This window comes from Roseivivax sp. CAU 1753, assembly GCF_054482575.1.
In genome coordinates this window covers 1-25,429 of sequence record NZ_JBTLRF010000012.1, presented here as the reverse complement: position 1 = coordinate 25,429, position 25,429 = coordinate 1, and the positions used below count along the sequence as shown (strand labels likewise).

Genomic DNA, 25,429 nt, shown 5'->3' with positions numbered 1-25,429 from the left:
CGCAGAGTTCCAAACCGCGCCGCGTGGCGGCCATCATTGCATGATCAATGCCATCTGCGCAGTGCAACACGCAAGGACACGGGCATGAAACGAGTGGCCTACCTGACCGGGCATTATCCGCGCGCCTCGCATACCTTCATCGAGCGCGAGGTCGCAGGCCTGCGCGCGCTTGGCCATGACGTGCGCACCTGTTCGATCCGGCGCACCGCGGCGTCCGACCTGTCCGGACCCGACCAGAGCGCCGAGCAGGACCGGACCTGGCACGTCATCGAGGCGGCAAGATCCCCGGCCCGGCTGATCGGCGCGCATCTGCACTATCTGCGCCGCGCCCCGAAACGCTGGGTGCGCGCGCTGGGGCTGGCCCTGCGCACCTCGGCGGATGGGCCGCGCGCGATGCTGTGGCAGGTGTTCTACTTCCTCGAAGCCGCGGTGCTGGCGCGCCATCTGGAAGACCAGGGCGTCGCGCATCTGCACAACCACCTTGCCTCGCAATCGTGCAACGTGGCGCTGCTCACCTCGGCGCTGTCGGGCATCCCCTATTCCTTCACGATCCACGGTCCGGATACCTTCTTCGAGGCCCCGCGCTGGCATCTGGGCACCAAGGCCAGGCACGCGGCCTTCGTCGCCTGCATCTCGCATTTCGCCCGGTCGCAGCTGATGTGCTTTGCCGATCCCGCCGACTGGGACAAGCTGCGCATCGTGCATTGCGGCATCACGCCGGAAGAGTACCGCAGCGGCGCGTTTCAGGGCACGCGGCTGCTGTTCGTCGGTCGCCTTGTCGGGGTCAAGGGGCCGCGCCTTCTGCTCGACGCGTTGCTGCGGCTGTCCACCGCGCATCCCGACGCGACGCTGACCTATGTCGGGGACGGTCCGGACCGTGCCGCGCTTGAGGCCAGGGTGCAGGCGGCGGGTCTTGGCGACCGGGTGCGGTTTCTGGGCTTCCGCCCGCCCTCGGAGGTCGCAAGCGCACTGGCCGAGGCGGATGTCTTCTGCCTGCCCAGCTTTGCCGAGGGCGTGCCCGTGGTCCTGATGGAAGCCATGGCCGCCGAACGCGTGGTGGTCAGCACCCGGATCGCCGGCATCCCCGAACTGATCGAGGATGGCGTGACCGGGCGTCTGGTTCCGCCCGGCGACCTCGACGCGTTGACCCAGGCCCTGTCAGAGTGCCTGTCGGATGCCGATGCAAGCCGCAACATGGGCCGGGCCGCGCGGGCAAAGGTCAAGCACGACTTCAACGTCTCGATCGAGGCGGCGAAACTGTCCGAACTCATCGAGGCGGTGCCATGACGGCGGTCGACATCGTCCTGATCGGCCGCAACGAGGCGTTGCGCCTGCCCGCCGTGCTGATCGCGGCGTCGGGCACCGGCGCGCGGGTAATCTATGTCGATTCAGGCTCGACCGACTTGAGCCGCGAGATCGCGACCGCGCGCGGTGTCACCACGGTACCGCTGGACATGTCGGTGCCGTTCACCGCTGCGCGGGCGCGCAATGCCGGGGCTGCGGCGCTGGTCGATCCCGCGCCCTTTCTCCATTTTCTCGATGGCGATTGCGTGCTCGAACCCGGTTGGATGGACGCTGCGCTGGCCTTCCTGCATGCCCATCCCGATCATGCGCTCGTTACCGGCTGGATCGCCGAGGAACGCCCCGACGTTTCGGTCTACAACCGCCTGATCGACTGGGAATGGCACGCCGCCCCGGGCCGGATCGAGGCCGCAACCGGCAACATGCTGGTGCGTCGCGCCGCGTTCGAGGCGGTGGGCGGCTTCGATCCGCGCTTCATCGCATCCGAAGAGGAAGAGTTCTGCACCCGCCTGATCGCGGAGGGCTGGGCGCTGGAACGGCTGCCCCGGACCATGGCGCGCCACGATGCCGACATGACACGGCTTGGACAATGGTGGCGACGGACCGAGCGCGCGGGCCACGGGCTGGCGCAGCTTGGCCGCACCCACCCCGGGCGCGGGGTTGCGGAACGGCGGCGCGCCTGGGTCTATGGCGGGGCAATTCCGCTGACCGCGCTGGTCCTGTTCGCGCTGGCGCCCTGGGCCGCGCTGCTTGTGCTGCTGGCCTACCCCTGGACGTGGTGGAACGGCTATCGCGCGCTGAGACGGGACGGTATCGCACAGGGCGATGCACGAAAATTTGCGGCACTCTTCACCTTGGCGAAACTTCCGACGCTTATAGGTATGTTGCGGTATCACCTGCGCAGGCTCGCGGGACGCGACATGACCCTGATCGAATATCGCGGACCCGGGGGCTGAGCGGGCGGTATTGCGTCGCGAGCGTCAACAATGCCCGCGATTTCACCCAATTTTGAACAGATTTCGGTGTTCTACACGGGGCAAGACAGTCAAGCAGTCTCATCGAGTGACAGGCAAAGCAATGAACGGTCGCAGAACAGGACACCGCGCCAGCGCCCCGTTCCCGGTACCAGGGATGGGTCAATGAGTGCTGAGCGCGTCTTCCGCCGGAAGAACCGGCCCGATCGGGACCCCGACGCCGACCGCGCAGCTTCGGTCGCCGCTCCTTCCGCTGTGCCCGAGCCCCCCTCTGACGCGGCACCCAAGGTGTTCCGTCGGCGTCACGTCCCCGCAAGGAAGACGGTCGCGAAGGGTCCGCATCCGGTGGCGGTGGCCGTGCGGATCCCCGAAGATACGCACCCCGAGGGCCTTCCGCCCTGCGCCGAACAACCGCCGACGCCGACTGTTACCGCCCAATCCAAGGTATCGCGCGCGGCCTTGATGGCCCTGGCCGACGACCTCGACGATGGCTTCGGTGGCAGCGATGAAGCCGATGACGCGCGGGTCACAAGGAACGGCACTGCCCAGGACGTGTCGACCGTGTCAGACACCGCCAAGGACGCCGCGCCCCCCGACAGTGCAGAGGACCAGTCCGAAGCCGCCGCGCCGCTGACGCTGGACAATGACCTTTGGGAAGGGGTCGTCGCGTCTGACGTGACCGATCCGACGCCCGAGCCCGAGGATGCGCCCGCCATCGACCCCGAGATTGGGGCAGAAGGCGCGGACCGGATCGCTGACGAGGACCCCGCAATCGTGGCAAGCGATGTCACGCCGGAGCCTGCTCCAGAGCCAGAGCCTGCGCCAGAGCCTGCACTGGAAGACCCTTCCGAACCCACGGCGAAGATCGACATTCCGGACCACGCCGCCCCCGAAAATAGGCATCCCGCCCCGGTTGCCACGCCGCTGCGCCGGATGCGCGGGGCAGGTCATGGCCCGGACTTGAAACGCGCCCGACAGCCGGTTGCCGTCACGGCCGCCGGTCCCCTGCAGGCACACGATGGCATTGCGGACAGCGCCGCTGCGCCCGAAACCCCGGTCATGCCGGTCGACGACGTGGAAAACGTTTTTGCGCTGACCGACGACCTTCCCGAGTCCGGTCAGGACCCGGAGACCGCCCGTGCGCCCGACGACGCGGAACCAACCGAGGAAGGCGTTCGTCCGGCCCCGCACCCGGTCCCGCTGTCGATGAACACGCAGGTATCGGTCACCCCCGAGGCTTTGTCCGAGACCTTGCTGCTAGCGCCGAAATTCGCAACCGAAGAGACGCCGGGGCAGGTGACCGGGACGGCAACGGACCCCGGACCAGAGTCCGAGCCCAAGGCACCGATCGCGGAGCCTGCTCCGCCCGACGCGCCTGTCGTTGAAACGGTCACATCGCCCCTGCCGAAGCAACCGGCCACCGACGTGCAGGCACACGAAGCCGCTGATGCGCCGGTTGTCCCGGCGCGCCCGACTGACGCCGCGCGGCAGCCCCCCCGGGCCGACGAACGCCCGACTGCCCTGCCGGACGCCGAACCCGATGCGCACCCGTCCCCCGCGCCCGACGCGGCGGGTACCGGTGCCGCATCGCCGTTGCCGGTCGAGACGACGTCGTGGTCCCGGCTCGATCCGGTGATCATCGACGAACGTGTGCTCGACCGGCACCGGGTCATTACCGCGACGCGCTACGATCCGGCCCATGCGGCCTTCGACGTGTTGCGCACCCGGCTGTTGCAGGCGGTATCCGAGCGTGGCTGGTCGCGGATCGCGATCACCTCTCCGACCAAGAACTGCGGCAAGACCTTCACCGCCGCGAACCTCGCGATCAGCCTGGCGCGGCAGGAAAACTGCCCGACGATCCTGTTCGATACGGATCTGCGCAACCCGTCGCTGGCCAAGACGTTCGGCGTCTCGGCCCCGGGGTCGATCGCGCGGCTGTTCCAGGGCAAGGTCAGCCCCGAAGATCATCTGCGCCGCCTTGGTCCCAATCGTTTCCACGCCGGGCCGAACCTGGCCTTCGCCTTCAACGACGCGCCCGAGGCCTATGCCTCGGAGCTGCTGCAGGATCCGCGCACCGCGCAACGATTGCGCGAGATCGAGGACCGGTTCGCGCCCAAGGTCATGCTGTTCGACATGCCGCCTGCCCTTTACGGCGACGACGTGCTGGCGATGCGTCCGCTGATCGACGCGGTCATCCTCGTGGTGGGCGGCGGCCTGACGACCGCGAACGAAATCCGCGAAGTCGAGAACCGTCTTGGCACCGAAACGCCGCTTCTGGGTGTGGTGATGAACCGCGCCGAAGGCTCTAAGGCACGCCAGTACGGGTACTGAGGGCGACCCTCACGCGCGCCTTGCGCTCACTTCACCATCAACGCGATCCGCCGCGCGCAGTGGCGCATGGCGTCCGCTTGCCTGACCGTGCCCCGCGCCCGTCGCCAAGGGGCGGCCTGCCGGTTCAGGCTACGGGTTCAGGCGACGCGGCAGGAACCTGTTCCAGAGGCCCGGGTCCACCAGCTTGGTCGCCCCGTACCAAAGCGCCGCCAACGCCCCCACCAGCAGGGCCAAAAGGCCCCCCCGCCGGGTCCAGCGCCCGGCAGCCGAGCCACGGCGCTTGATCACGGGCAGGGAAATCACCGGCTTGATACCGAGTTGCCGTTCCAGTTGTGCGGCGCTGCGGATGGCCGGGTTGAACAGCTCCAGCAAGTAACCGACGCTGAGTGCCATGACCCCGCTGAACAGCGCGCCAAGCAGCGCAATCGACTTGCGGCTGCGCGAGAAGGAATATTCCGCCGGCACTGCCTGCTCCAGCACCTCGAGCCGTTCGGACTGATCCTGCACTTCCATGATCTGCTCGAACTCCGCATCGCCGCGCTGTTGCACGATGCTGGAATACTGCGCCTGCAATCCCGACAGCCGCCGTTCCAGCACACCCAGATCGCGAGCCACATCGGGCGCGCGCGCAATGGCGGCCTCGATCTGGGTCATGCGCTGGGCGATCAGGCGCTTCTGGTCTTCCAGCAATTCGACCCGCTGGGCCAGCACCTCGTCCCGCACCCGGGCGGAGTTGGACTGGACTTCGGCCAGCTGTCGGTCGATCTCGAAGGCCGAGGTTTCCAGCGCCGCCATCTGTGACCGCAGCGCAGCGACAGAGTCCGGCAGCGCGATGTCATTGGCCCGGCGAAACTCTGCGATTTCGGATTCGACCGCGGTGATGCGCTCTTCGATTTCGCGCGCCTCCTCGTCGAAGAAGGTCAGGGCATCCTGGGCGCGGCGCAAATTGCGGACGCGCGACTGGTCGATTGCCGCGGCCATCATGCCGTTGGCCAGCGCGGCGGCGGTTTCGGGGTCCTCCCAGACCACCTCGATGATGATCGCGAAGGGGGCCACCGTCGGCGAAAACGCGAAATTGCCGCTTTCGGCGCGCACCGAGACCGCGTTGCGCAGCACGATCAGGCGTTCGTCGCGGCTGGGTACGGGACCGCCGGGAACCGCGGGTTTGAACGCGCCGACCGCTTCGGAAACCTGCAACAGCGACGCGGTCGAGGTCATCCTCTGGCGGATCAATTCGATCCGGCGCACCGCCTCGTCGCTCATGCGGCGACCGCTGTCGGGGTCGGGGATGCGCGGGCTTTCGATCTGGACCGCAGCCGTCGACCGATAGAGCTTGGTCTTGTTCAGCGCGATGAACACCGAGGCAACGCAGCCGATCAGCACGATCAGAATCATGATCGGAAGTCGCCGCCGCAGCGCGGCAAGCAGTTCATTGCGGCTTTGGAATTGTACCATGTCTTATCTCCCGGCCTGCGGCAGCGGACCCTGGGATCCGGGCGTTTGACGCCGTGCCTGTGCGGTTGACGAACCCATGAATTCTACAGGTTCGGAAGGATTGGCGCGACCGTTTCCGCGCCACGGCCCGGAAACACTCTGTTGCGCGGATCGGAACTGGCGCGTCAATGCTGCCATCCTGATCCCGCCTCCGTGGTGCGCAAGACCGAGAGCGACAGGCACATGCCGTCGCCCGTCCACTGGCTGACCGGAATGATATCGCCTTTGGCAAACGGCGGCACCGGCCGCGAAAAGCGCAAGCTGCGGCGCAGAGTGTCATAGCGCAGCCCCTCGAACCCGAACAGCGTCCGGGTCAGCGGGTATTGCGCCTTGTAGGCCGCCTCCTTGGCGGAAAACAGCTGCCGCGCGGCAAGCCGCCGGTCCGGGCCGATGCCCGCGATCTCATCTTCCCGGCCGATCTCGTGGACGATGTCTTCGGGCACCGGATCGTAGGGCTCGATGTCGACCCCGAGGCTGGCGATGCGGTCGGCGCGGGCGACAACGGCAATGCAGGCGGTGGCCGAATGCGACAGCGACCCGACAATGCCCGCGGGCCAGACCGGCGCGCGATCCTCGGCCATGGGGATCGCGACGGGCGGATGGCCAAGCGTCGCCAGCGCCTCGCGGGCGGCCTGACGACCGGCGGCGAACTCCGCCCGGCGGCCCGCGACGGCGCGCGAGACGGCGGCTTGCTCGATCGGGAACAGCGGCGCGGTGGCCTCTGCCGGGTCGACCACGGCGACGGCCACGCCTTCGGGCCAGGCATCGCCCAGGGACCGGATCATCGCGAGAAGCTTGAGTGACGGCATCGCGCTTACCCTTGTGCCCGCAGCCGCATTTCGCGCCGCTTGGCCATGGCCGCACGCCGCGCATCCGCCCGTGTGTTGCGGATCAGGGCGGGTTCGGATGCCACGGTCGCCGCGACCGGTTCGCGCTGGACGGTGCGCGTCGCTTCGGGCTGGGCCGGCCCCGGTGCCTCAGCCGGGGCCTCGCCGCGCAACTCGGCCACGCGCCCGGCCATCGCGGCCAGCACCGGAAAGCGGAACACATCGGTGATCGAAAAGCCCTTGATGCGCATCCCGTCGCGGATCGCCCGGTGCAACTCGACCGCGAGCAGCGAATGACCGCCCAGCGCAAAGAAGTTGTCGGACGCCGTGACCTGCCCCAGACCGAGGATTCCTGCCCAGAGATCGGCAAGTTCCGCCGTCAGCGCGCCGGATGCCGCGTCTTGCCTGCGCGGTGCCGGAGCAGCGGTGGTGGCGGGCGCGGTTGCTGTGGCCTGCGGGGCCGCAACGGGCGCGCCGGGTTCGGGCAGCGCGGCCCGGTCGACCTTCTTGTTCGGTGTCAGCGGCAGCGCATCAAGCGTGACAATCCGCGCGGGCACCATATGGGCGGGCAATCGCGCCGCAAGCGCCGTCTTGATCGCGGCTTCGTCCCCCGGCGTGCCGGTGACATAGGCCAGCAGACGGTCGGCGCGCACGGTCGCGGCGGCCTGGGTAACGCCGGGCAGCGCCTCGATCCGGGCCTCGACCTCGCCCAGTTCGATGCGCATGCCGCGCAGTTTCACCTGCCCGTCCGCGCGCCCGAGGAAATCCAGCGTGCCATCCGCGCGCCGCATCACCCGGTCGCCGGTGCGGTACATGCGCCCGTCGGCGAAGCGGTCGGGGCGGAAGCGTTCCCCGGTCAGGTCGTCGCGCCGCCAGTAACCGCGCGCGACCCCCTGCCCGCCGATCCACAACTCGCCCGGCTGGCCGATGGCGCAAGGTGCCGCGTCGTCGTCCAGTACGTAAAGCCGGGTGTTGGCGATGGCAGCCCCGATCGGCACCACGCCGGGTACGGCGGTCGCGGGGCCAACGGCGGACCAGATCGTCGTCTCGGTCGGCCCATACATGTTGAGGACCTGCGCGCGCGTCACGCGGCCCAGCGCGGCGACCAGCGGGCCGGGCACCGCCTCGCCGCCGAGAAAGATATGGTCGAGCGTGGCCAGCGCCGCCTGCGCGCCCTCGTCGGCCATCATCAGCCGCATCAGCGACGGCGTGCATTGCAGATGCGTCGCGCCGTGCCTGCGGATCTGGGCTGCGACCGAGAAGTCATGCGCGTCAGGCACATCCTCGCCCGAGACGCGCGCCACCACCTCGGCCAGCGGTTTCAGCCCGGCCAGCACCGTGTCCGGCGCGATGCCGTAGTCGATCAGACACGCCACTTCCTTGACGCCGATGGCCTTGAGTTCGGCGATCCGCGCCTCGGCGTCATCGACCGTGCCGAACAGACCGGACTCGTTGAAGTACCGCTCGAACGCGAAATCGAGGATGCCTTCCAGCTCGTCCTCATCCAGCCCGCCCAGATCGATCTGATGCGGGTTGTCGATGCCCTTGGGCTTCTTGAACGCCGGGAAGGCCCAGGCGTATTGCTTGATCAGCCCCGCCGCCGAACGCAGGTAATCCTTCATCGGCGCGCGGGCGACCTCACGCGCGGCATCCCGGGTATTGTCGAGGTAGGTGTGCAACATCACGCAGACTTCGCCCGCTTGCGGGTCAAGCCCCGCTTCGGCGCGGGCGGCGCGGTAGATCGCGATCTTCTCGCCCACTTCCTCGACGCTTTGGCCCAGCAGATGCGTCAGCACATGCGCGCCCAGACGTCCCGCCTCTTTCCAGGTTTCGGGATTGCCCGCGGTGGTGACCCAGAGCGGCAGCTCCTTCGACACCGGGCGCGGCTGGGTGACAACCTCGTGCAGGCTGCCATCGGCGCGCGGGAAGCCGACCGGCTCGCCGCGCCACAGGCGGCGGATCTGGTCGATGGCGTCGATCATCGCGCGCTTGTTGTCGGGCGGCGCATTCTCGGGGCGCAGGACAAAATCGTCAGGCTGCCATCCGCTGGCGATGGCAAGCCCCGCGCGCCCATCCGTCAGGTTGTCGATCACGGCCCATTCCTCGGCCACGCGGGCGGGATGATGCAGCGGTGCCACGCAGGACCCCGCGCGCACGCCGATCCGGCTGGTCACACCGGCCACCGCGGCGCCGGTGACCGACGGGTTAGGATAGGGTCCGCCAAAGGCGTGAAAATGCCGCTCGGGCGTCCAGACCGCGCAGAACCCGTTTGCATCGGCGAATTTTGCGCCTTCCAGCAGCGTGCGATACTTGTCGCGACCGGTGCCATCGTCGTTGCCCCAGTAATACAGCGACAGGTTCATCCCCGAGGTGCGGCGCGGCCCCGAAGAGACGCCGGAGGCCACGTTCTCGGACGCCATCACCACCTTGAACCCGCGCGAGACGGCGTAGAACAGCTCGAGCACGGAAATGTCGAAATTGAGGCTGGTGACCGCCAGCCAGGTGCCGCCCGGGTCGGGCACCACGGCATCCATCGCGGTAAAGAAGTTGGCCACCTGTGCGTGTTCGATCATCACGCCCTTGGGTTTGCCGGTCGAGCCGGAGGTATAGATCAGATAGGCCAGCGTGTCCGGCGCAGGCTCGAGGCCCGGACGCTCTGCCGGGACCGAGAAGAGCCGCGTGTCGGTATCGAGCCACAGCTCTGCCGCCGTGTGTCCGGGCAGCGCCCGCGCAATGGCGCTTTCGGTGACGATGATCGCCGCCCCGCTATCGGTCAGGTAGTGGCTCTGCCGTTCGGTGGGATAGGAGGGATCGAGCGGCAGGTAGGCCGCCCCTGCCTTCAGCACACCCAGCGCGGCGGCCATCAGGCGCGGACCGCGCGCAAGGTGCAGCGCGACGGTGCGGTCTGGCCCGGCGCCCATCTCGCGCAAGAGATGCGCGATGCGATTGGCATAGTCGTCCAGCGCCCGGAAGCTCAGCGTGTGATCCTCGAAGACCAGCGCCGTGGCATCGGGGGTCGCATCGACCTGCCGCTCGAAGCGGTCGATCATGCTGCGATCGGCAAGCGCCGTCTCGGTCGCGTTCCACGTTTCGAGCACGCGCGCACGTTCGCCATCCCCCATGATGGGGGCGGTCGCCGCAAGCCCGTCATGGGCGGCCAGTCTTTCAAGCCGCGCCACCAGCAGCGCGGCGGTCTCGCGGTCCATCGCGCCTGTATCGAAATGCAGGCAGGGGGTCGCGCCCGTCTCGACCGTCACCAGCGCGCCGGGCATGGCACCCGCGGCATCGCTGAGCGCGAGCTCCGGCGGCGTCATGCGGCCAAGCCCGGGCAGGCGCAGGAACAGATCGCGCGCCAGAGGCCCCTTGTCACGGGCATGGGCAAGACGGGCATGCAGCGCCTCGCGAAGGTCCGCGACATGCCCGGAAAGATCGGTGGCGATGGGCAGCCACGGCAGCGACAGGCCCGAGACGGCCCGGTCGCGCACACCGGGCGTCAGATAGGCGATATGGGCGCGGCCCTCGGGGGCCAGACGCGCGGCCAGCATCGCCAGGGCCGCCGCCGGGTCGTCAAGATCGCCAAGCGGCAGGCTGTCGGTCTGCCCCGAAGGCTGTCCGAAGCCCGGCAACCGCGCCGGGGAATAGCCGTGAAGACGGTCGCACCACCATGCCTCGGCGCGGGCAAGGTCCGACAGGTCGTCCTCGGCGGGCACAGGAAAGACGTCGCCCACCCGGGGCAGCGCGAGGTCCGCAGCGTCGAGCGGCGTCAGCGCGGACAGGCGGATAGCGCCGTCGGCACAGGCAACGGTAACACCGTCCGCATCGCCCGACAGCACCGTACCGGGCGCGCCATCCCCGGCCACAACCTCGGCACCGCCAACTGCAAGAAGACCCGACGCCGTACGGAGCTTTGGCAGCGCCACGGGATTGCGATAACCGCCATGATCGAGCGCCCGCACGACCCGCGCAACATCCGTCGCGGGAACGCTGAAATCCAGCACGCCGTGACGTTCCGGGCGCGCGGCGCGGCCGAAGTAGCTGCGCTCCTCGGGGTCCTGCGGAAAGCGGTCGGGGGCACCGGCATCAAGCGCGTCGACCACCGCGTCGAAGCTGTCGAGCGCGGCGGCAAAACACTTCATGTTGAGCGTGAGCGCGGTATCCTCGGCGCCGATCTCGACCGACCGGGCGACGAGGATGTCGCCGCGATCCACCCCCGCCTCCATCATGTGCCAGGTGATGCCGTGGCGGGATTCCCCGTTGAGCAGCGCCCAGACCGGCGCGTTCAGCCCGGCATAGCGCGGCAGCGGGCCGTCATGGAAGTTGACGCCGCCTTTCGCGCCCAGCGCCAGAACGGCGGGCGGCAGCATGTCGAGGTTGGCCACGCTGAGCACCCAGTCGGCGGCATAGGGTGCCAACCGGTCGGCAAGGCCCGGCCCCGGATCGACCACCGGCAGCCCCGCCGCCTCGGCCCAGGCGCGCACATCGCCGTCGCGCGAGGCGCAGGCGGTCAGGCGGTGCCCCGCGCGCAACAGCTTGTCTCCGGCTTCGCGGGTCAGACGGTCATTGCCGATGAGGATCGCTGAAAACATGAGGTCTACTCCGCAGGGGAGGAACGCGGGCGGGCGACAAGGGTGTCGCGACGCTCGGTCCGTTGAAACAGGGAACGGGCGGTGTGGCGCAGGAGCTGCCGGAGCGTACCCGGCGGATCGAGCCGTGGCGCGCCCATCGCGCGCCGCAGCTTCCAGACGCACAGACCCGCGGCCCGCGCCACCGACGCCGCGAGGGCATAGGCACGGCCATGGCTCAGGGTGAAGTATCGCCAGCGGCTGTCGAACCAGTAATCGGGCACGCGCTGCCAGCGTTTCATGCCGGTCGAGACCGAGCCCTCATGCTCGACCCGGCTTTCCACCAGGTAGGTCGCGGTCCAGCCAACCTTCCGCGCGCGAAAGAAATGCTCGGTCTCTTCGTAGTAGAGGAAAAAGCCGTCATCGAGCAGGCCGACCTGGTCCAGCATGTCCTGCCGCATCAGCATCGACGCACCCGCCAGCCAGTCCACCGCCCGGGTCTGCGTCAGATCGGTGAAGGGCACGCGGTAGTTGTGCAGCGCCCGGGTGATGATGCCGGTCCGCGCCGTGCCCTCGAACTCCGACGCGATGGTCGGGAAGCGAAAGGCCGAGATGTGGATCGGCATGTCGTCGGAATAAAGCTGCGAGCCGGCGAAGCCGTCCTTCGGATGCGTCTCAAGGTGGTCGACCAGCACGCGCACGGCGTCCGGTTCGGGGAAGGCGTCGGAATTGAGGATATAGACGTAGTCCGGGCGCGCGCCGTCGCTGCGGCCGGCGCGGATACCGGCGTTGTTTCCAAAGGCAAATCCGCCGTTCCGGCCCGACTGGACGACCCGGATCGGCACCGGCCAGCGACGCCCGGTCACCAGGTCGCGCAACGCGGCTTCGGAGCCATCGCCGCTGTCGTTGTCGACCAGCACGATCTCGGCATCGAGCCCGTCCAGCGCACGCGCCAGCGCTTCTGCCGCGCGCGCGGTCATGTCGGCGGTGCGCCAGTTCAGCAGCACTGCAAGAAGCTTGATGCCCGGATCCGTCATTCGGCGGCCCTGGTGCGGGAAAAGGGCAGCACCGCGCCGCCCCGGTCCGGGCGCGTCACGTCGCGCAACGACTGCCCGAGGGCAGCGGCGAGCACCCGGACGTTGGGTTCAAGCACCATCGAATCGTGATCGCCGGGCACCTCGACGACCTCGAGGTCGGGCGCGTGCCCCCCCCAGTCGTTGTCGGCGGTCAGGTAGGCGCGTTCGTCGTTCACCAGCCGGCCGTTCGCCACCCGCCATTTCGCGCGCAGCGGCGGGCGGAACAGCGCCACGTGCCCGGCATAGGGCTGTACGGTGTAGTCGGCGACAGCGGCCAGGAAGGCGGCCTCGATTTCGGCGTTGTGGAAGTTGTCGGCGGTCTCGGTCGCGCCGGTGGCGCGGCGCTTCTCGAATTCCCAGCGGATGCGGTTACGGGCCCAGATCACCGGATAGCCGATGCCCTTGCGGCGCAGTTCCTGCAGCTGGATCGCGGCCCGGTCCACCGCCAGAAGCGGACGTTTCCGCGGCAACGGCGTATCGAGCATGGCCACGATCGCAACCGTGTCCCCGAGCGCCGTCAGCTGTTGCGCGATCTCGTAGGCGATGATGCCGCCCCCCGAGAAGCCGCCGACACAATAGGGGCCGTGGTGCTGGACCTGCTTCATCTCGGCGATGTAGTCGCGCGCGGCATCCGCGATGCTGCGATGCGGGTCCTCGTCACCGTAGAGCCCCTTGGCCTGAAGCCCGTAGAACGGCCGGTCACGGCCCATGAGCAGCGCCAGGTGCCGCAGGTTCAGCACGTTGCCGAACATGCCCGCCACAAGGAAGAACGGCGGCTTCGGTCCCGGCTCGCCTTCATGCATCGGCACAAGGTGCGAAAAGCGGCGTTCGGGCCGGGTTTGCGCCGGGGCCGCGCGATCGGGTGACGCCTTGTCGGAGATGCCCGCCTTTTCGGCGATTATCGCGGCACAGGCGCGGATGGTGGGGGCCTCGAACAGGATCGAGATCGGAAATTCCACGCGCCAGGTCTTTTTCACCATCGAGAACAGCCGCACGGCGATCAGGGAATGCCCGCCCAGATCGAAGAAGCTGTCATCGATGCCGACATTGCGCACGCCCAGAAGCTCTTCCCAGAACCCGGCAAGGCGCTTTTCGATGTCGGTCTCGGGCGCGGCAAAATCATCGTCGAGCACGGGGCGGTCAAAGCCCTGCATCCGCGTTGCGGGCCGCGCCGCAAGATCGGCCTGACGCCGCAGCGCATCGACGCTGACCGGGCTGACCGCGACCACGGGCCGACCCATCGACAGCGCGCGGCAGAACGCCTCTGCGCCCTCCTCGAGGCGGATGCCCTGGCTCAGGTTGTGTTGCAGCAGCTCTTCGCCCGGTGACAAGGGGGCGCTGGCGGAATTGGAATCGGTCTCGATCTCGGCGGGTGTCAGACGCGGCGGGCGCGCCAGTTGCGCAGCATCGTCCAGGCGGCGGATCGCGAAACCCGCGATCTCCATCACCACGGTGCCGTCCGGCGCCGCGAGGGTGACATCGAAGCTTGCGCTTTCGCCGCGCGACGACGCGCCTTCGGACGGGCGCACCCAGCTGACGATGCGGTCCGGCAGCGGCCCCCAGACCGTGACGCGGCCATAGGACAGCGGCACCCAGAGATGCGCGTCGTCATAGCCGGGGATCAGTTCCATCGCCCAGCCGGTCGCGATATCGAGCAGGGCGGGATGGATCAGGCAAGCGTCATCCCGCGCCGCGTCTGCGAGCGACAACTCGGCCAGGCCTTCGCGATCCGACAGCGCGCGGGAGGTCAGGACCCGCCAGCGCGGGCCGAAGTCGAGATGCGCCTCCTGCCCGGTCGTCAGCGTCGTGCCGGAAGGCGCGGTTTCCGGCGCGCCCAGCCGGTCGCGGATCGCGGGCAGGTCGATGCGGGGCGCGGGGCCCAGGGCACGCAGCGCGATCTGCGCCTCGGCAAAGCGGGTGCGCCCGGTCTTGCCATCGGCGCGGGCGTCGCACAGCAGGTCAAGCCTGTAGCCCGCGTCGGTGCGTTCCAGCCGCGTGGTCACGCTGCGCTGGCCCGCCTCGGGGACGGTCATGGCGCGCAGAAACGCGAGATCGCGGATCTCGAAGGCCTGCCCCTCATGCGCCGCGTCAAGGGCATGCGCGGCCAGCGTCACCGAGGCGGTGCCCGGCAGCAGCGCCAGACCCGAGGCGGTGCGGTGTTCACCGATCACCCAATCGTCGGTGGTCAGGCGCGTCTCGAAGACGCGGCGGCCCTTCGCGTCGAAGGACATGGTGTCGAGCAGCGGGCGCGCCTCCGGCACCTCGGGCACGTCTTCGACAGCGCCGGTGCGGCGGGCCAGCGCATCGGCGGCCATCCCGGCCTCGGCCCAGATGCCCCAGTTGATTGCAACGACGCGGGTCTTGCCCCCCGCCCGCGATGCCGCCAGCGCGTTGAGGTATTCGTTTGCGGCCACGTAGTCGAGCTGACCGGCGGCGGCGGCCATGGTCGAGACCGAAGAGAAATAGGCGATCCAGTCGGCGCTGCCATCGGGGAACAGCGTGTCGATCACGTCCGAGCCGTGCAGCTTGGGCGTGAAGATTTCCTCGACATCGGCGGGGTTGAGCGCGAGGAACGGCTGGTCCGACAGACGGCCCGCCGCATGGATCACGCCGGTGATCGGGCCGAAGCGGTCCTCGGCGGCGTCGCGGACACGGCGCATCGCGCCCTCGTTACAGACATCGGCGGTGGCGACCATAACCTCGGCCCCGGCGTCTTCCAGGGCCGCGACGTGTGCGATGGCGCGGCGAGCGGGGTCTTGCGGCGCGTGGCGGCGGGTGTATTCGGCCCAGTCCTCGCGCGGCGGCAATTCGGTGCGCGACACCAGCACCAGTTTCGCGCCATTTTTCGCGGCGGCCAGACCCAGCGTGCGGCAGATGCCGCCGAAGCCGCCGGTCATCAGGATGGTGCCCGCAAGCGCCACGTCGGGCGACGCGGCAAGCGGTTTGTCGATCAGCGCACGCTCGAACCGGCGGCCCTGCCGGATCGCGGCTTCGCGCTGTCCGGGCGGGGTGATCAGTTCTTCGGTGATCTGGCGGGCCAGCGCGTCGGTCGCCAGGTCCGCTGCCCGCCGTGCCGATGCGGCCTGCCAGAAAGCCACGGGCACCGCTTCGGGCAGCACCACGTCGAGGGACGACAGCGTCAGACCCTCGGCCTCGCGCGGGATGACCCGCACCGGCCCCGCGATGGTGGCCTTGACCGGATAGGGCAACGCCTCGTCGCGGACGCGCACGGCGCCGTTGGTGATCACATCGATATGAACGTGGGACAGCCCCTCGTCGACCAGCGCCTGCGACAGGAACAACAGCGCATAAAAGCCCTGTTCCTGCAGACGGTGAAAGAAGCTCGACCCCGGGCGGTGCGATTCGTCGCGGGTAACACCCCAGAAATGCGCGATGCGGCTGGGCGTCAGACCGCGCGCGGCCAGATCCGGCAGCAGCAGGTCATAGCCTTCGCGGCCCCGTTCCGGCGCGATGCGGTAGGCCGTGTCCGAGATGCGCGCGAAGGTGTCGCCGGGGCGCACCTCGATCACCTTGTGACCGGCGGCGCGCAGCGGTGCGAAGGCACGCTCCGACAGGCCCGCATCATCGGCGAAGACAAGCCAGGTCTCGGTCGCCAGTTCGCCGAGATCATGCTCGATATCGACCGCCACCTCGGCGGACCGGGGTCGCCAGATCGGCACCGCGCCCCAGTCTTCCATCGCGTCGGCGCGGGCGGGATAGCGCGCGGATGTGTCCAGGGTCGCGCTGCCGGGTTCGATGAAATAGGGCGCATGCTGGAACGCGTAGGTCGGCAGCGGCACCCGGTTTCGGCGCGCATCGCCCCAGATCTGGTCCCAGTCGATGGCCACGCCAAGCGCCCAGAGGCGGCCCATCACTTCGTGGAAATAGCGGTCGTCGGCGATGGCATCGTCGCTGTGGCGCAGCGAGGGCACCACCCGGTTCGCACCGATCTGCGGTTGCAGCCGCGCAAGCGACGACAGGGCATGGCCAGGGCCGACCTCGAGCAGGACGCGGTTCGCAGGCTCGGCAAGGGTGGCGACGCCATCGGCGAACCGCACGGTGTTGCGCAGGTGATCGACCCAGTAGTCGGGGCTGGCGGCCTCTTCGTCGGTCAGCCAGGTGCCCGTGCGGTTCGAGACGATCGGGATCTGCGGCGGTTGCAGGTCAAGCCCGGCCAGGTAGTCGCGGAAGGCGGGCAGGATCGGCGTCAGCATCCGCGAATGCGCGGCGACGTCGATGCCGATGCGTTGGCATTCGATGCCCTGCGCCTTCAGCCGTTTGGCCAATGCGTCAAGGGCTTCATCCGGCCCGGTCGCCACGCTGAGCTGGTTGGCATTGACCGCCGCGAGATCCAGATCGGTGCCCAGATGTGGCGTCAGCGCCGCTTCGGACATGGCGACCGACAACATGCCGCCGCGCGGCACGGAATCGAACAGCGTGCCGCGCAGGTGCACAAGACCGATGGCGTCCTCGAAGCCGAAGACACCGGCAATGCAGGCGGCGGTGTTTTCGCCCATGGAATGCCCGATCAGCGCCGAGGGCGTCACGCCCCAGCTTTCCCACAGCTTGGCCAGCGCCACCTCGGTGATCAGGATCAGCGGCAACTGCACCGAGGGCCTGCGCAGGGTCTGCTCGGCCTCGGGGCCGGGCTCTGCCAGCCATGCGTCGCGGGGGTCTTCGGCGGTCAGGGTCGACAGATGATCGAGCCCGCGCGTCATCCAGTCGGCAAAGACCGGTTCGGTCCGGTAAAGGTCATGGGCCATGCGGGGGTATTGCGCGCCGCCACCGGGAAACAGGAACGCCACATCCGGCGCAGCCAGTGCCTTGTGCGTGTGAACCCTGTAGCGATCACCCGATTCGAGCAGTTTCGCAGCCTCCGCATGGGTTTCGGCCACGACGATGCGGCGCTCTGAAAACGGCTCTCGCCCCTGTTGCAGCGTGAAGGCGACATCGGCCAGCGGCTGGCCCGGATGACCGCGCAGATAAGCGGCGAGGTTGTGGGTATTGCCGTCCAGCGCGGCCTTGCTGCGGGCAGACAAGGTCATGATCTGGAACGGAAAGTCCGGCTTTTCAGAGGCCTGCCGCGCGGGCGCTTCTTCAAGGATCACATGCGCGTTGGTGCCGCCGACACCCAGGGAATTGACCCCCGCCCGGCGGGGATGATCGTGGCGGGGCCAGTCGCGCAGCGTGTCGTTCACCCGGAAGGGCGACGTCTCGAAGTCGATGGCGGGGTTGGGGGCCTCATAGCCCAGACTTGGCGGCATTTGCGCGTGGTGCAGTGCCATCGAGGTCTTGATCAGGCTCGCCACTCCCGCCGCCGTATCGAGATGGCCGATATTGGTTTTCACCGACCCGATGCGGCAATAGCCCTGCGCCCGGGTCGTCTCGCGGAAGGCGGCGATCAGGGCGGAAACCTCGATCGGGTCGCCCAGATAGGTGCCGGTGCCATGGCATTCGACATAGTCGATGGTGTCCGCGGGCGTGTTGGCAATGGCCTGTGCCTCGGCGATGGCGGCGGCCTGGCCGCCCACCGATGGTGCCAGGTAGCCCGCCTTGTCGGCCCCGTCGTTGTTGACAGCCGTGCCCTTGATCACCGCCCAGATGTGATCGCCATCGGCGATGGCGTCCGCCAGTCGCCGCAGCACCACGACGCCCGCGCCCGAACCGAAGACCGTGCCCTGCGCGCGGTGATCGAAGGCGTGGCATTGACCGTCGGGCGACAGGATTTCGTTTTCCTTGTAAAGATAGCCCCGGCCTTGCGGCAACTCGATGGTCACGCCGCCGGCCAGCGCCATGTCGCATTCACCATTGAGCAAGGATTGCGCCGCATAATGGGTCGCAACGAGCGAGGTCGAGCAGGCGGTCTGCAACGACAGGGAGGGACCCTTGAGATCGAAAATGTGGCTGACCCGGGTGGTCAGGAAATCCTTGTCATTGCCGGTATGGCGCAACAGGAACATGCCCGTGCTGTCCACGAGGTCGGGATTGGAGCAGAGGTTGAAATAGAAATAGCTGCCCATGCCGCAGCCGCCAAAGACACCGACCGGGCCGGGAAAGTTTCGCGGCACGTGGCCCGCGTTTTCCATCGCCGCCCAGGCAACCTCCAGAAAACGGCGGTGCTGAGGATCGAGGATCGCGGCTTCCTTGGGCGAAAACCCGAAGAACTCGGCATCGAACATCTCGAACCCGTCCAGGCGCGCGGCATAGGGGACGTAGTCCTTGCGCCGCAACATGCCCACGGTTTCGCCCGCATCCAGCAGGTCTTCCTCGGACAGCTTGCGGATCGACGAATGACCCGCGCGCAGGTTGTCCCAGTATTGGGCGATGGTCTCTGCACCGGGCAAATGCGCCGCCATTCCGACAATCGCGATGTCGGTTGCACTGATCGGCGGATCTGTCTCCGGGTTTGTCATGACGATGATCCTGCTGCTCCTGTCAGGATGGGATATATGGGAAATGCGGGCGAATTTTGGCAACCTTAAGGTAACATAGCCGATAGGGACGGGTTTCTGCCGGGGCCCGTTGTCACATCACCCCGGCGGCAAGCGCCACGATCGCGCCGCGATGCACAGTGAACAGCACCGCGGCCACCAGAAGACCCAGCGCCGCAAAAAGCGCATCATGCAACGGGTCCCACGCGCCGGACTTGCGCGACAGCCACACGGTCACCGGATAGGACAGAAGACCTGCCATGCCCTGCCCGAGGATCGCCCCCAGCAGGCCCGCGGTTTGCAGGCCGACATAGACGCAGGTCAGCAGCGCGGTGGCTCGAAACAGGACGAGGATAAAGAAGTTGCGGCTGTCGCCCACGGCCAGCGCCGACTGGTCATAGGTCAGCGCGATGATCTGTGGAATCCACATCACCGCCAGCAGCACGATCACCGGACCGGCCTCCTGGTAGCGGTCATCGTAGAGGATGCCGACCAGCCAGAGCCCCGCCAGACCCATCACCGCGATGATGGTTAACAGGATCGCTGTCACCACCATCCGCATGCGCCGCAACTTGAGGAAGTTCGCGCGGCTCTCGCCCGGCGGGGCTTCTCGGTAGATCGGGATCAGCACCTTGCCGGCCACCATCCGGCCCAACATGTTGGGGAACGACGCGAGGAAGTAGCCGATGTTGTAGACCCCGAAAGCGCCCAAGGTCAGAAACCGGCCGATCAGGATGCGGTCGCCCTGGCTGACGAAAAAGCCCGCGATGGTCGACAGGAAAATCCACTTGCCGAACGAGGTCAGCTCGCGCGCGGCGGCGCGATCCCATTGCAGGCGGTCGGGATGGCCCGGAAGATACAGCCAGTTGAACGCCACCCCGATGACCGAGGCCAGAACGCCCGAGATTACCAGCGCCCAGACCGATTGCATCCACCACGCGAGCGCGATGGCGATCACCACGCCCAAGCTTTGCGAGATAATGTCGAGCATCGACACGCGGCCCAGCAGCAGATGCCGGTGCGCCGTGGCGACGCGCATCGGGTTCACGCCCATCACCACAAGACTGAGCGCGGCGACGGGCAGGATCTGGATCAGCTGAGGCGCGTCGTAGAACACCGACAGGGGCCAGGCGATCAGGCAGGCAAACGCCCAGAGCAGCAAGCCCCGCACCACCTGAATGGTGAAGGCGGTGTTGAGAAAGCGCGGCTCCTCGCCGCGTTTGTGGCTCATCACCGCCTGCATCACGCCGGTATCGGAAAAATTTGTGAGGCCCTGAATGATGACGGCGACCAGCGCCATGAGGCCGAAGGCTTCGGGGAACAGCAGGCGCGTCAGGATCAGGTTCGAGCCGAGCCGGATCAGCTGGCTCGAGGCGAAGGCCCCGGTCGTCCAGATCGACGAGCGCGCGGCGCGGGCCCCCAGCGATGTACCGCGCAGGCGGGTCATTGCGAAAACGCTCATCTGCCGCGGCTCCAGGTGCCGTTTTTCGGCATCATGCGGGCGCAAAGATTGACGCCGGAATAGACCGCGAACCCCAACGGGTCGCGGGCCGCAAGCGCGCATTTGCGTGACAGCGGAAAGGGGCGGTCATCGTCGTTTTTCACGAGGTCCGGGTGCGACGCGGCGATTTCGGCGACGCCCCGATCCTGCCGGGCCCGGACCCGCACCAGGTTGCGCAGCCCCGACACCACCGGCCAGTCATAGCGGCCCGGCACGGCCAGGCGTTCTGCGGGCGCGAATTGCAGGCGCACGAAGGTATCGTCGGAAATCAGCGCCGGAAATGCGCCCCAGCGGGCGCGTCCCGTTGCGTTGACCGCGAAAAGACCGCAGCCCGGCACGCAATCGGACATGAAGGGCACCTTGGCCCAGATCCGCGCGTAGGCCCGACTGGCCGCATTGTCGGGTGCCGTGATCGACAGGGTTCCGGTGACGAACCGCGGTGCATCGACCGCCAGGGCATCGGCGATCTGCGCCAGAAGCTGCGGCGCGACGGTCACGTCGGCATCGAGGTAAAGACGGGCATCCGCACCGGCCGCCGCATCGCCCGCATTGAGCGCGGCAGGCTTGCCCGCCACCGGGTGCGCGATCACCGCGAAAGGCCAGCCGCGCGCGGCGAATGCGGGGGCATGGCCCTGTGCGACCGCTGCGGTGGCATCACGGGATCCGTTCTCGACCACGATCACCTCGGGCGGCAGGGGGCGCGTCCAGTCCGAGGCGAGGATCGCTTCGAGGCACGCGCCGACCTGCCCTTCCTCGTTCGAGGCGGGCACGATCACGCTTAACTCTGCAGTGCGATCTTTCATCGCGTGGTCAGCTCTTCCCGGTTCGGCCTTGCTGCCGGACCTTATCCAACTCCGCGTGCTGTGACAGTGAAACATGGCCAAAGCATGGAGCGCCGGTCAGGGAATGGTCAGACGCGTGCCGGGTGTGTCCTCGAAGCGCAGCTCTTCCACGTTGGTCATCAGGATCCGCCGCCAGCCCGCCTGCGCAAGGGTGCGCCCATCGGGGGTGTCGGTCAGGGTGTAGTCGCGCCGCTGGCCCGGAAGGATCACCGTGTCGGTGCCCGGACCGCCGTCGATCACATCCGCACCGCCGCCCGACCGGATCAGGTCGTCGCCCGCACCGGCAAGGATCACGTCTTCTTCCGGTGAGCCGCCGATGTCGTCCGCCGCATTGGTCCCCGCCGCCAAGGCGCCATTGGCAAACACGCTTTCGGGGCGCATGTCTGGCACCGGCGCGGTCACGTTGTAGCGTTGCAGCGCATCCCAACGCGGTGTTTCGGCGCTCAGATGCGGCAGAGCGCCCCAGATGCCGAACTTCGACGGCACCGCCACATCGACGAACGCGTTGAACAACCGCCCGCCTGCCGCCGTCCAGCCCGACAGCAGCGACGTGTATAGCGCGCCCATTTCGTCCGAACTGGCAAAGGCGGTCAGGAAATCGGTCAGTTGTTCCTCGTCAAGATCGGCACCGACCGCTGTCAGATGCGAGCCGCCTTCGTACATGATGAGGTCGAGCCCGGCATTGGCGGCGGCTTCGGCGTGATACGGGAAAATCTCGTCTACCAGTCTGCGGATCGAGTCCTCTTCGATGATCTTGGCCAAGGGCGCGAATGCGGTGGTGAAGCGACGTTCGCGCACGAACTCGCGCAGCGCCACGCGGGAAAGACCCTGCGCCCGACCGTCGGCCTCGGCCCTGGCTTCGGATGCATCCAGAAGGTCGCGCAGCCGCTCGGCGTTCTCGTCCTTTGCCTCGTGGAAGAAATACCCGGTCACCGCATAGGCATCGAAGCTTTCCTTCGGCATCCGGCCGAGGCCCAGAAAGGCCAGCGGCGCGTTCAGTGCCTGCTGTTCAAGGCCAAGCCAGCCCGTATGGGTGGCAAAGACGCGGGTCAGGCGGTCGGTCGCCGCCGCGCCGAAGACCTCGGTAAACATGTCCATGACCTGCGCCGCGCGAAAGCCGTAGTATTGCGTGCGCCCATCCGCCGTTTCGCCCCAGATCCGGGTCGCCTGATCGTTGGCCCACAGACCCTGCTGGAAGACACCGTTCCAGACCTCGTTGGAATATTCCACATGGGCCTTCAGGCGCGGATCGAGCGTGTCGCGCACGGTTTCGGCAAAGCGCCGGACATAATCGTCATCGGCCTGGTGCGGCAGGGTGAACCACGGGTCGGCACCGATCTCGTTGGCCAGGCGGATCATCACCGGCAGCGGCACGCCCCATTCGGAATAGGTCGCATCGGTGATGCGCGGGCGGTCGTCCCAGCCCGAGACGGTTGAGTTGTTGGTCTGCATCCAGTCCATGAACCGCACCAGCCGGACATCGGCGATGCGGCGCAGCCAGTCGGGGTTGAAGATCGCACCGGCGGCGTGCAGCGCGGCGTGGTCTTCCTTGTAGATCGCGATGTTGCGGATCGGGTCGTCGGGATCAATCTCGTCGATCGATACCCCCACCGCACCGGGTCCGGGGCTGTAAAAGAACCGCAGCCTGCCCGGTTCGGTCGCCACGCGCCGCGCATTTCCCGCCAGCGACAGGTCGCCCTTGCCGTCGAATGTCAGGATGTAATAGCCGCGCAGATGCGTCGCGTCTTCCTGCTGCGCGGTCAGCAGCAGCGCCTCGATGCGTTCGGCATTGTCCGGAATCGACAGCGGCCAGCCGTCCTTGTCGATATGCCCGGCCGCCCGCAATTCGTCCGCGGTGATGCCCCCCCAGCGGCCCGGCAGATGACCGACCCAGGGGCGCGACGTCTTGAAAAGATCGATGAACGGGTGCTGGGTCGTCCAGTCGGTGATGCCGTTCAGCCCGATGGCCAGTGCTGGCGCGTCGGTCTGAACCAGCGCGGGCCGGGCCGGGACAGGGGCCGCGGTGTCCACCGCGATCTCGTCATCCGTCGCCGCCGCCACCGGCAAGGCCAGGCAAAGCGCGAGTTTGAGAACGGCAATTCGAATGGGTGTCAGCACGGCAATCTCCGGTTGCGGGGTCGGCCCCCGGGGACGACCCTACGTGTTTTTCCCGGGCAGGCAATTCAACGCTTTGGTGAGGATCCCCGGGGGCAGATCCCGGTGGACAAGGCACATGGACGCGTCGCGCGCCAACACTCCGTCGGAACAGTCGACCTGTCGCAAAGACATTGGAAGCTTGCGTAAAACTTTGCCGACATTTGCTCAGGTCACCTGTCCCGCGTTCATCAATTTCCAAGTGTTCTGCCGCATCGTCTGACGCAGGAGGTGTCCGGTGCCCGCATATATTTCGGAAGTCGACTACAAAAATTCGTCAGCCAACGACTTCGTCGAGATCGCAGCCACGTCGGGTGCCGACATGTCCGGCTACTCGGTATATGTCTACAAGGGTGAAGGGGTGATCTTCGACGGCCCGCTGTCGCTGGGCAGTTCGGTTTCGACGAACGACGGCAAGGATGTCTACGTTGTCGACAGTGCAACACCGGAATTCGCGGGCTTCAACAACCAGTATGCGGTCGCCCTGGTCGACGACCTTGGCAATGTCGTGCAGTTTGTGTCGTTCCACGGCAACAGCGTCACGGCGACGGAGGGCCCGGCGAACGGGCTGACCAGTACCGAAATCGGAACGGCCGACACCGGCGAGACATTGCAGTCCGACGATGGCGGCAGCAGCTACTACGCCCAATCAAGTCCCAACAAGGGCACCGTTCCATGCTATGCCACAGGCACCCTGATCGACACGCCGGACGGACCACGCGCGGTCGAAACATTGCAGGTCGGCGATCTGGTCGTGACGCTGGATCACGGCCCGCAGCCGATCCGTTGGATCCGCAGCAGCGACCATGCGCTGCATGAGGTCGGGAACGATGCAAAGCCGGTGCTGTTTGGCGCCGGGGCCCTCGGGCACGGGTTGCCCGCGCAGGGTCTGATCGTGTCGCCGCAACACCGGATATTGGTCGGCGGTCACGGCCAGCTGGATGGCTGGTTCAAGTCCGAACGCTTTGCCCCGGCAAAATCCCTGACGGCGCTGCCGGGCGTCCGGCACATGAAAGGCAAACAAACTATTACCTGGATACATTTCGCCTGCGATCGGCACGAAGTCGTGACCGCCAATGGCTGCCTGTCGGAATCGCTATTGCTTGGGCCGATGGTTGCAAAAGGGCTGACGGCGAAGGAGCGCGTTGCGCTGAGCAATATCTATGGCGCGACATTGTCGCCTGACGACGCGCTGAACGGTCCAGCCGCCCGCGCGTGTCTCAGCGTCGGCGAGGTGCGGCAGCATCTTGCGACGTGCAGGCAAGACAAGCGACGGCGCACCGCGAACGACATCGCGAAATGGGACCGTGACGTCGCAATGGCGCATTACGAAGCCGAGCGTCTGGGTGGCGCAACGCCGGTGCCCCGTAGCCACCGCGCGCTCGGCGCGGCTTGAACGATCAAAGGCGCTCAGGCGCCGGTTGCCCGGGGTTTGGGCGTTGGTTGATTTGGGGTTTTGGTTGCGGGAGTAGGATTTGAACCTACGACCTTCAGGTTATGAGCCTGACGAGCTACCGGACTGCTCCATCCCGCGACATTTTTTCGGGCTACCGCTTGCGCTGCTTGAGCCCTGGTTGTTCGGGCTACTGCTTGCGCTGCTTGAGCCCTGGTTGTTCGGGCTACTGCTTGCGCTGCTTGAGCCCTGGTTGTTCGGGCTACTGCTTGCGCTGCTTGAGCCCTGGTTGTTTGGGCTACTGCTTGTGCTGCATGAGCCCGGGTTGTGTGGGCGGTGCGTTGGTTTGCGGTTGCCCTGATATCGCGACATTTGTGTGTCGCGGGTCCTGAGATCGTTTCGAGAGATACGGGTTGATTTGCGCTACCGCGTTGCTGCTTGAGCGCGGGTATTTTTCTGGGTTTTGCTAGGTTTGGCGGCGACCTACTCTCCCACGTCTTGAGACGCAGTACCATTGGCGCGACGGCACTTAACGGCCGGGT

General features: G+C 67.4%; 12 protein-coding genes and 1 tRNA gene. 4 read left to right on the top strand and 9 right to left on the bottom strand.

Features of this window, described 5'->3' with window-relative positions; all coding sequences use genetic code 11:
- The first annotated feature begins 84 nt into the window (after positions 1-84).
- The 3 genes from ACXYMN_RS17775 (at position 85) to ACXYMN_RS17765 (ending at position 4,607) form a co-directional block, all read left to right on the top strand.
- Positions 85-1,287, top strand: a complete 1,203-nt coding sequence (locus ACXYMN_RS17775; RefSeq protein ID WP_459015164.1) for a glycosyltransferase — start codon at positions 85-87, stop codon at positions 1,285-1,287.
- Positions 1,284-2,258: a glycosyltransferase family 2 protein gene (locus ACXYMN_RS17770; RefSeq protein ID WP_459015162.1), complete on the top strand. Its 975-nt coding sequence runs from the start codon at positions 1,284-1,286 to the stop codon at positions 2,256-2,258. The genes ACXYMN_RS17775 and ACXYMN_RS17770 overlap by 4 nt, the downstream gene beginning before the upstream one ends.
- Positions 2,259-2,441: 183 nt before the next feature.
- Positions 2,442-4,607: a CpsD/CapB family tyrosine-protein kinase gene (locus ACXYMN_RS17765; RefSeq protein WP_459015160.1), complete on the top strand. Its 2,166-nt coding sequence runs from the start codon at positions 2,442-2,444 to the stop codon at positions 4,605-4,607.
- Positions 4,608-4,736: 129 nt separating this feature from the next.
- Here the strand turns inward: ACXYMN_RS17765 and ACXYMN_RS17760 are convergent, their stop codons facing one another.
- The 8 genes from ACXYMN_RS17760 to ACXYMN_RS17725 form a co-directional block, all read right to left on the bottom strand.
- The gene (locus tag ACXYMN_RS17760) at positions 4,737-6,062 is read right to left on the bottom strand and encodes a GumC domain-containing protein (protein ID WP_459015158.1); all 1,326 of its coding nucleotides are present in this window, start codon (positions 6,060-6,062) and stop codon (positions 4,737-4,739) included.
- A gap of 164 nt (positions 6,063-6,226) precedes the next feature.
- Positions 6,227-6,910 (bottom strand): 4'-phosphopantetheinyl transferase family protein, encoded by a 684-nt coding sequence (locus ACXYMN_RS17755; protein ID WP_459015156.1) that lies wholly within the window; start codon positions 6,908-6,910, stop codon positions 6,227-6,229.
- Between the two features lie 5 nt (positions 6,911-6,915).
- Positions 6,916-11,514 carry a MupA/Atu3671 family FMN-dependent luciferase-like monooxygenase gene (locus ACXYMN_RS17750; protein WP_459015155.1) on the bottom strand — a complete coding sequence of 1,533 codons (4,599 nt, stop codon included), beginning with the start codon at positions 11,512-11,514 and terminating at the stop codon, positions 6,916-6,918.
- Between the two features lie 5 nt (positions 11,515-11,519).
- A complete protein-coding gene (locus ACXYMN_RS17745; RefSeq protein ID WP_459015153.1) occupies positions 11,520-12,527 on the bottom strand; it encodes a glycosyltransferase in 1,008 nt (335 codons plus the stop codon).
- Complete coding sequence (locus ACXYMN_RS17740; RefSeq protein WP_459015151.1) at positions 12,524-18,979, bottom strand: type I polyketide synthase; 6,456 nt, start codon at positions 18,977-18,979, stop codon at positions 12,524-12,526. The genes ACXYMN_RS17745 and ACXYMN_RS17740 overlap by 4 nt, the downstream gene beginning before the upstream one ends.
- Positions 18,980-19,091: 112 nt before the next feature.
- A complete protein-coding gene (locus tag ACXYMN_RS17735; protein ID WP_459015149.1) occupies positions 19,092-20,459 on the bottom strand; it encodes an oligosaccharide flippase family protein in 1,368 nt (455 codons plus the stop codon).
- Positions 20,456-21,301: a glycosyltransferase family 2 protein gene (locus ACXYMN_RS17730; RefSeq protein WP_459015148.1), complete on the bottom strand. Its 846-nt coding sequence runs from the start codon at positions 21,299-21,301 to the stop codon at positions 20,456-20,458. The genes ACXYMN_RS17735 and ACXYMN_RS17730 overlap by 4 nt, the downstream gene beginning before the upstream one ends.
- A 96-nt stretch (positions 21,302-21,397) precedes the next feature.
- On the bottom strand, positions 21,398-23,458 hold the full coding sequence (locus ACXYMN_RS17725) for a calcium-binding protein (protein WP_459015146.1): 2,061 nt from the start codon (positions 23,456-23,458) through the stop codon (positions 21,398-21,400).
- Between the two features lie 274 nt (positions 23,459-23,732).
- Here ACXYMN_RS17725 and ACXYMN_RS17720 point away from each other — a divergent pair, with 274 nt between their 5' ends.
- Positions 23,733-24,890 carry a Hint domain-containing protein gene (locus ACXYMN_RS17720; RefSeq protein WP_459015144.1) on the top strand — a complete coding sequence of 386 codons (1,158 nt, stop codon included), beginning with the start codon at positions 23,733-23,735 and terminating at the stop codon, positions 24,888-24,890.
- Positions 24,891-24,951: 61 nt separating this feature from the next.
- Here the strand turns inward: ACXYMN_RS17720 and ACXYMN_RS17715 are convergent.
- A tRNA-Met gene (locus ACXYMN_RS17715) sits at positions 24,952-25,028 on the bottom strand.
- Positions 25,029-25,429 lie beyond the last annotated feature (401 nt).

Coding starts and splice junctions, on each gene's coding strand:
- ACXYMN_RS17730 (WP_459015148.1), bottom strand. CDS start 21,301: ATGAAAGATCGCACTGCAGAGTTAAGCGTGATCGTGCCCGCCTCGAAC.
- ACXYMN_RS17770 (WP_459015162.1), top strand. CDS start 1,284: ATGACGGCGGTCGACATCGTCCTGATCGGCCGCAACGAGGCGTTGCGC.
- ACXYMN_RS17765 (WP_459015160.1), top strand. CDS start 2,442: ATGAGTGCTGAGCGCGTCTTCCGCCGGAAGAACCGGCCCGATCGGGAC.
- ACXYMN_RS17775 (WP_459015164.1), top strand. CDS start 85: ATGAAACGAGTGGCCTACCTGACCGGGCATTATCCGCGCGCCTCGCAT.
- ACXYMN_RS17760 (WP_459015158.1), bottom strand. CDS start 6,062: ATGGTACAATTCCAAAGCCGCAATGAACTGCTTGCCGCGCTGCGGCGG.
- ACXYMN_RS17740 (WP_459015151.1), bottom strand. CDS start 18,979: ATGACAAACCCGGAGACAGATCCGCCGATCAGTGCAACCGACATCGCG.
- ACXYMN_RS17735 (WP_459015149.1), bottom strand. CDS start 20,459: ATGAGCGTTTTCGCAATGACCCGCCTGCGCGGTACATCGCTGGGGGCC.
- ACXYMN_RS17745 (WP_459015153.1), bottom strand. CDS start 12,527: ATGACGGATCCGGGCATCAAGCTTCTTGCAGTGCTGCTGAACTGGCGC.
- ACXYMN_RS17750 (WP_459015155.1), bottom strand. CDS start 11,514: ATGTTTTCAGCGATCCTCATCGGCAATGACCGTCTGACCCGCGAAGCC.
- ACXYMN_RS17755 (WP_459015156.1), bottom strand. CDS start 6,910: ATGCCGTCACTCAAGCTTCTCGCGATGATCCGGTCCCTGGGCGATGCC.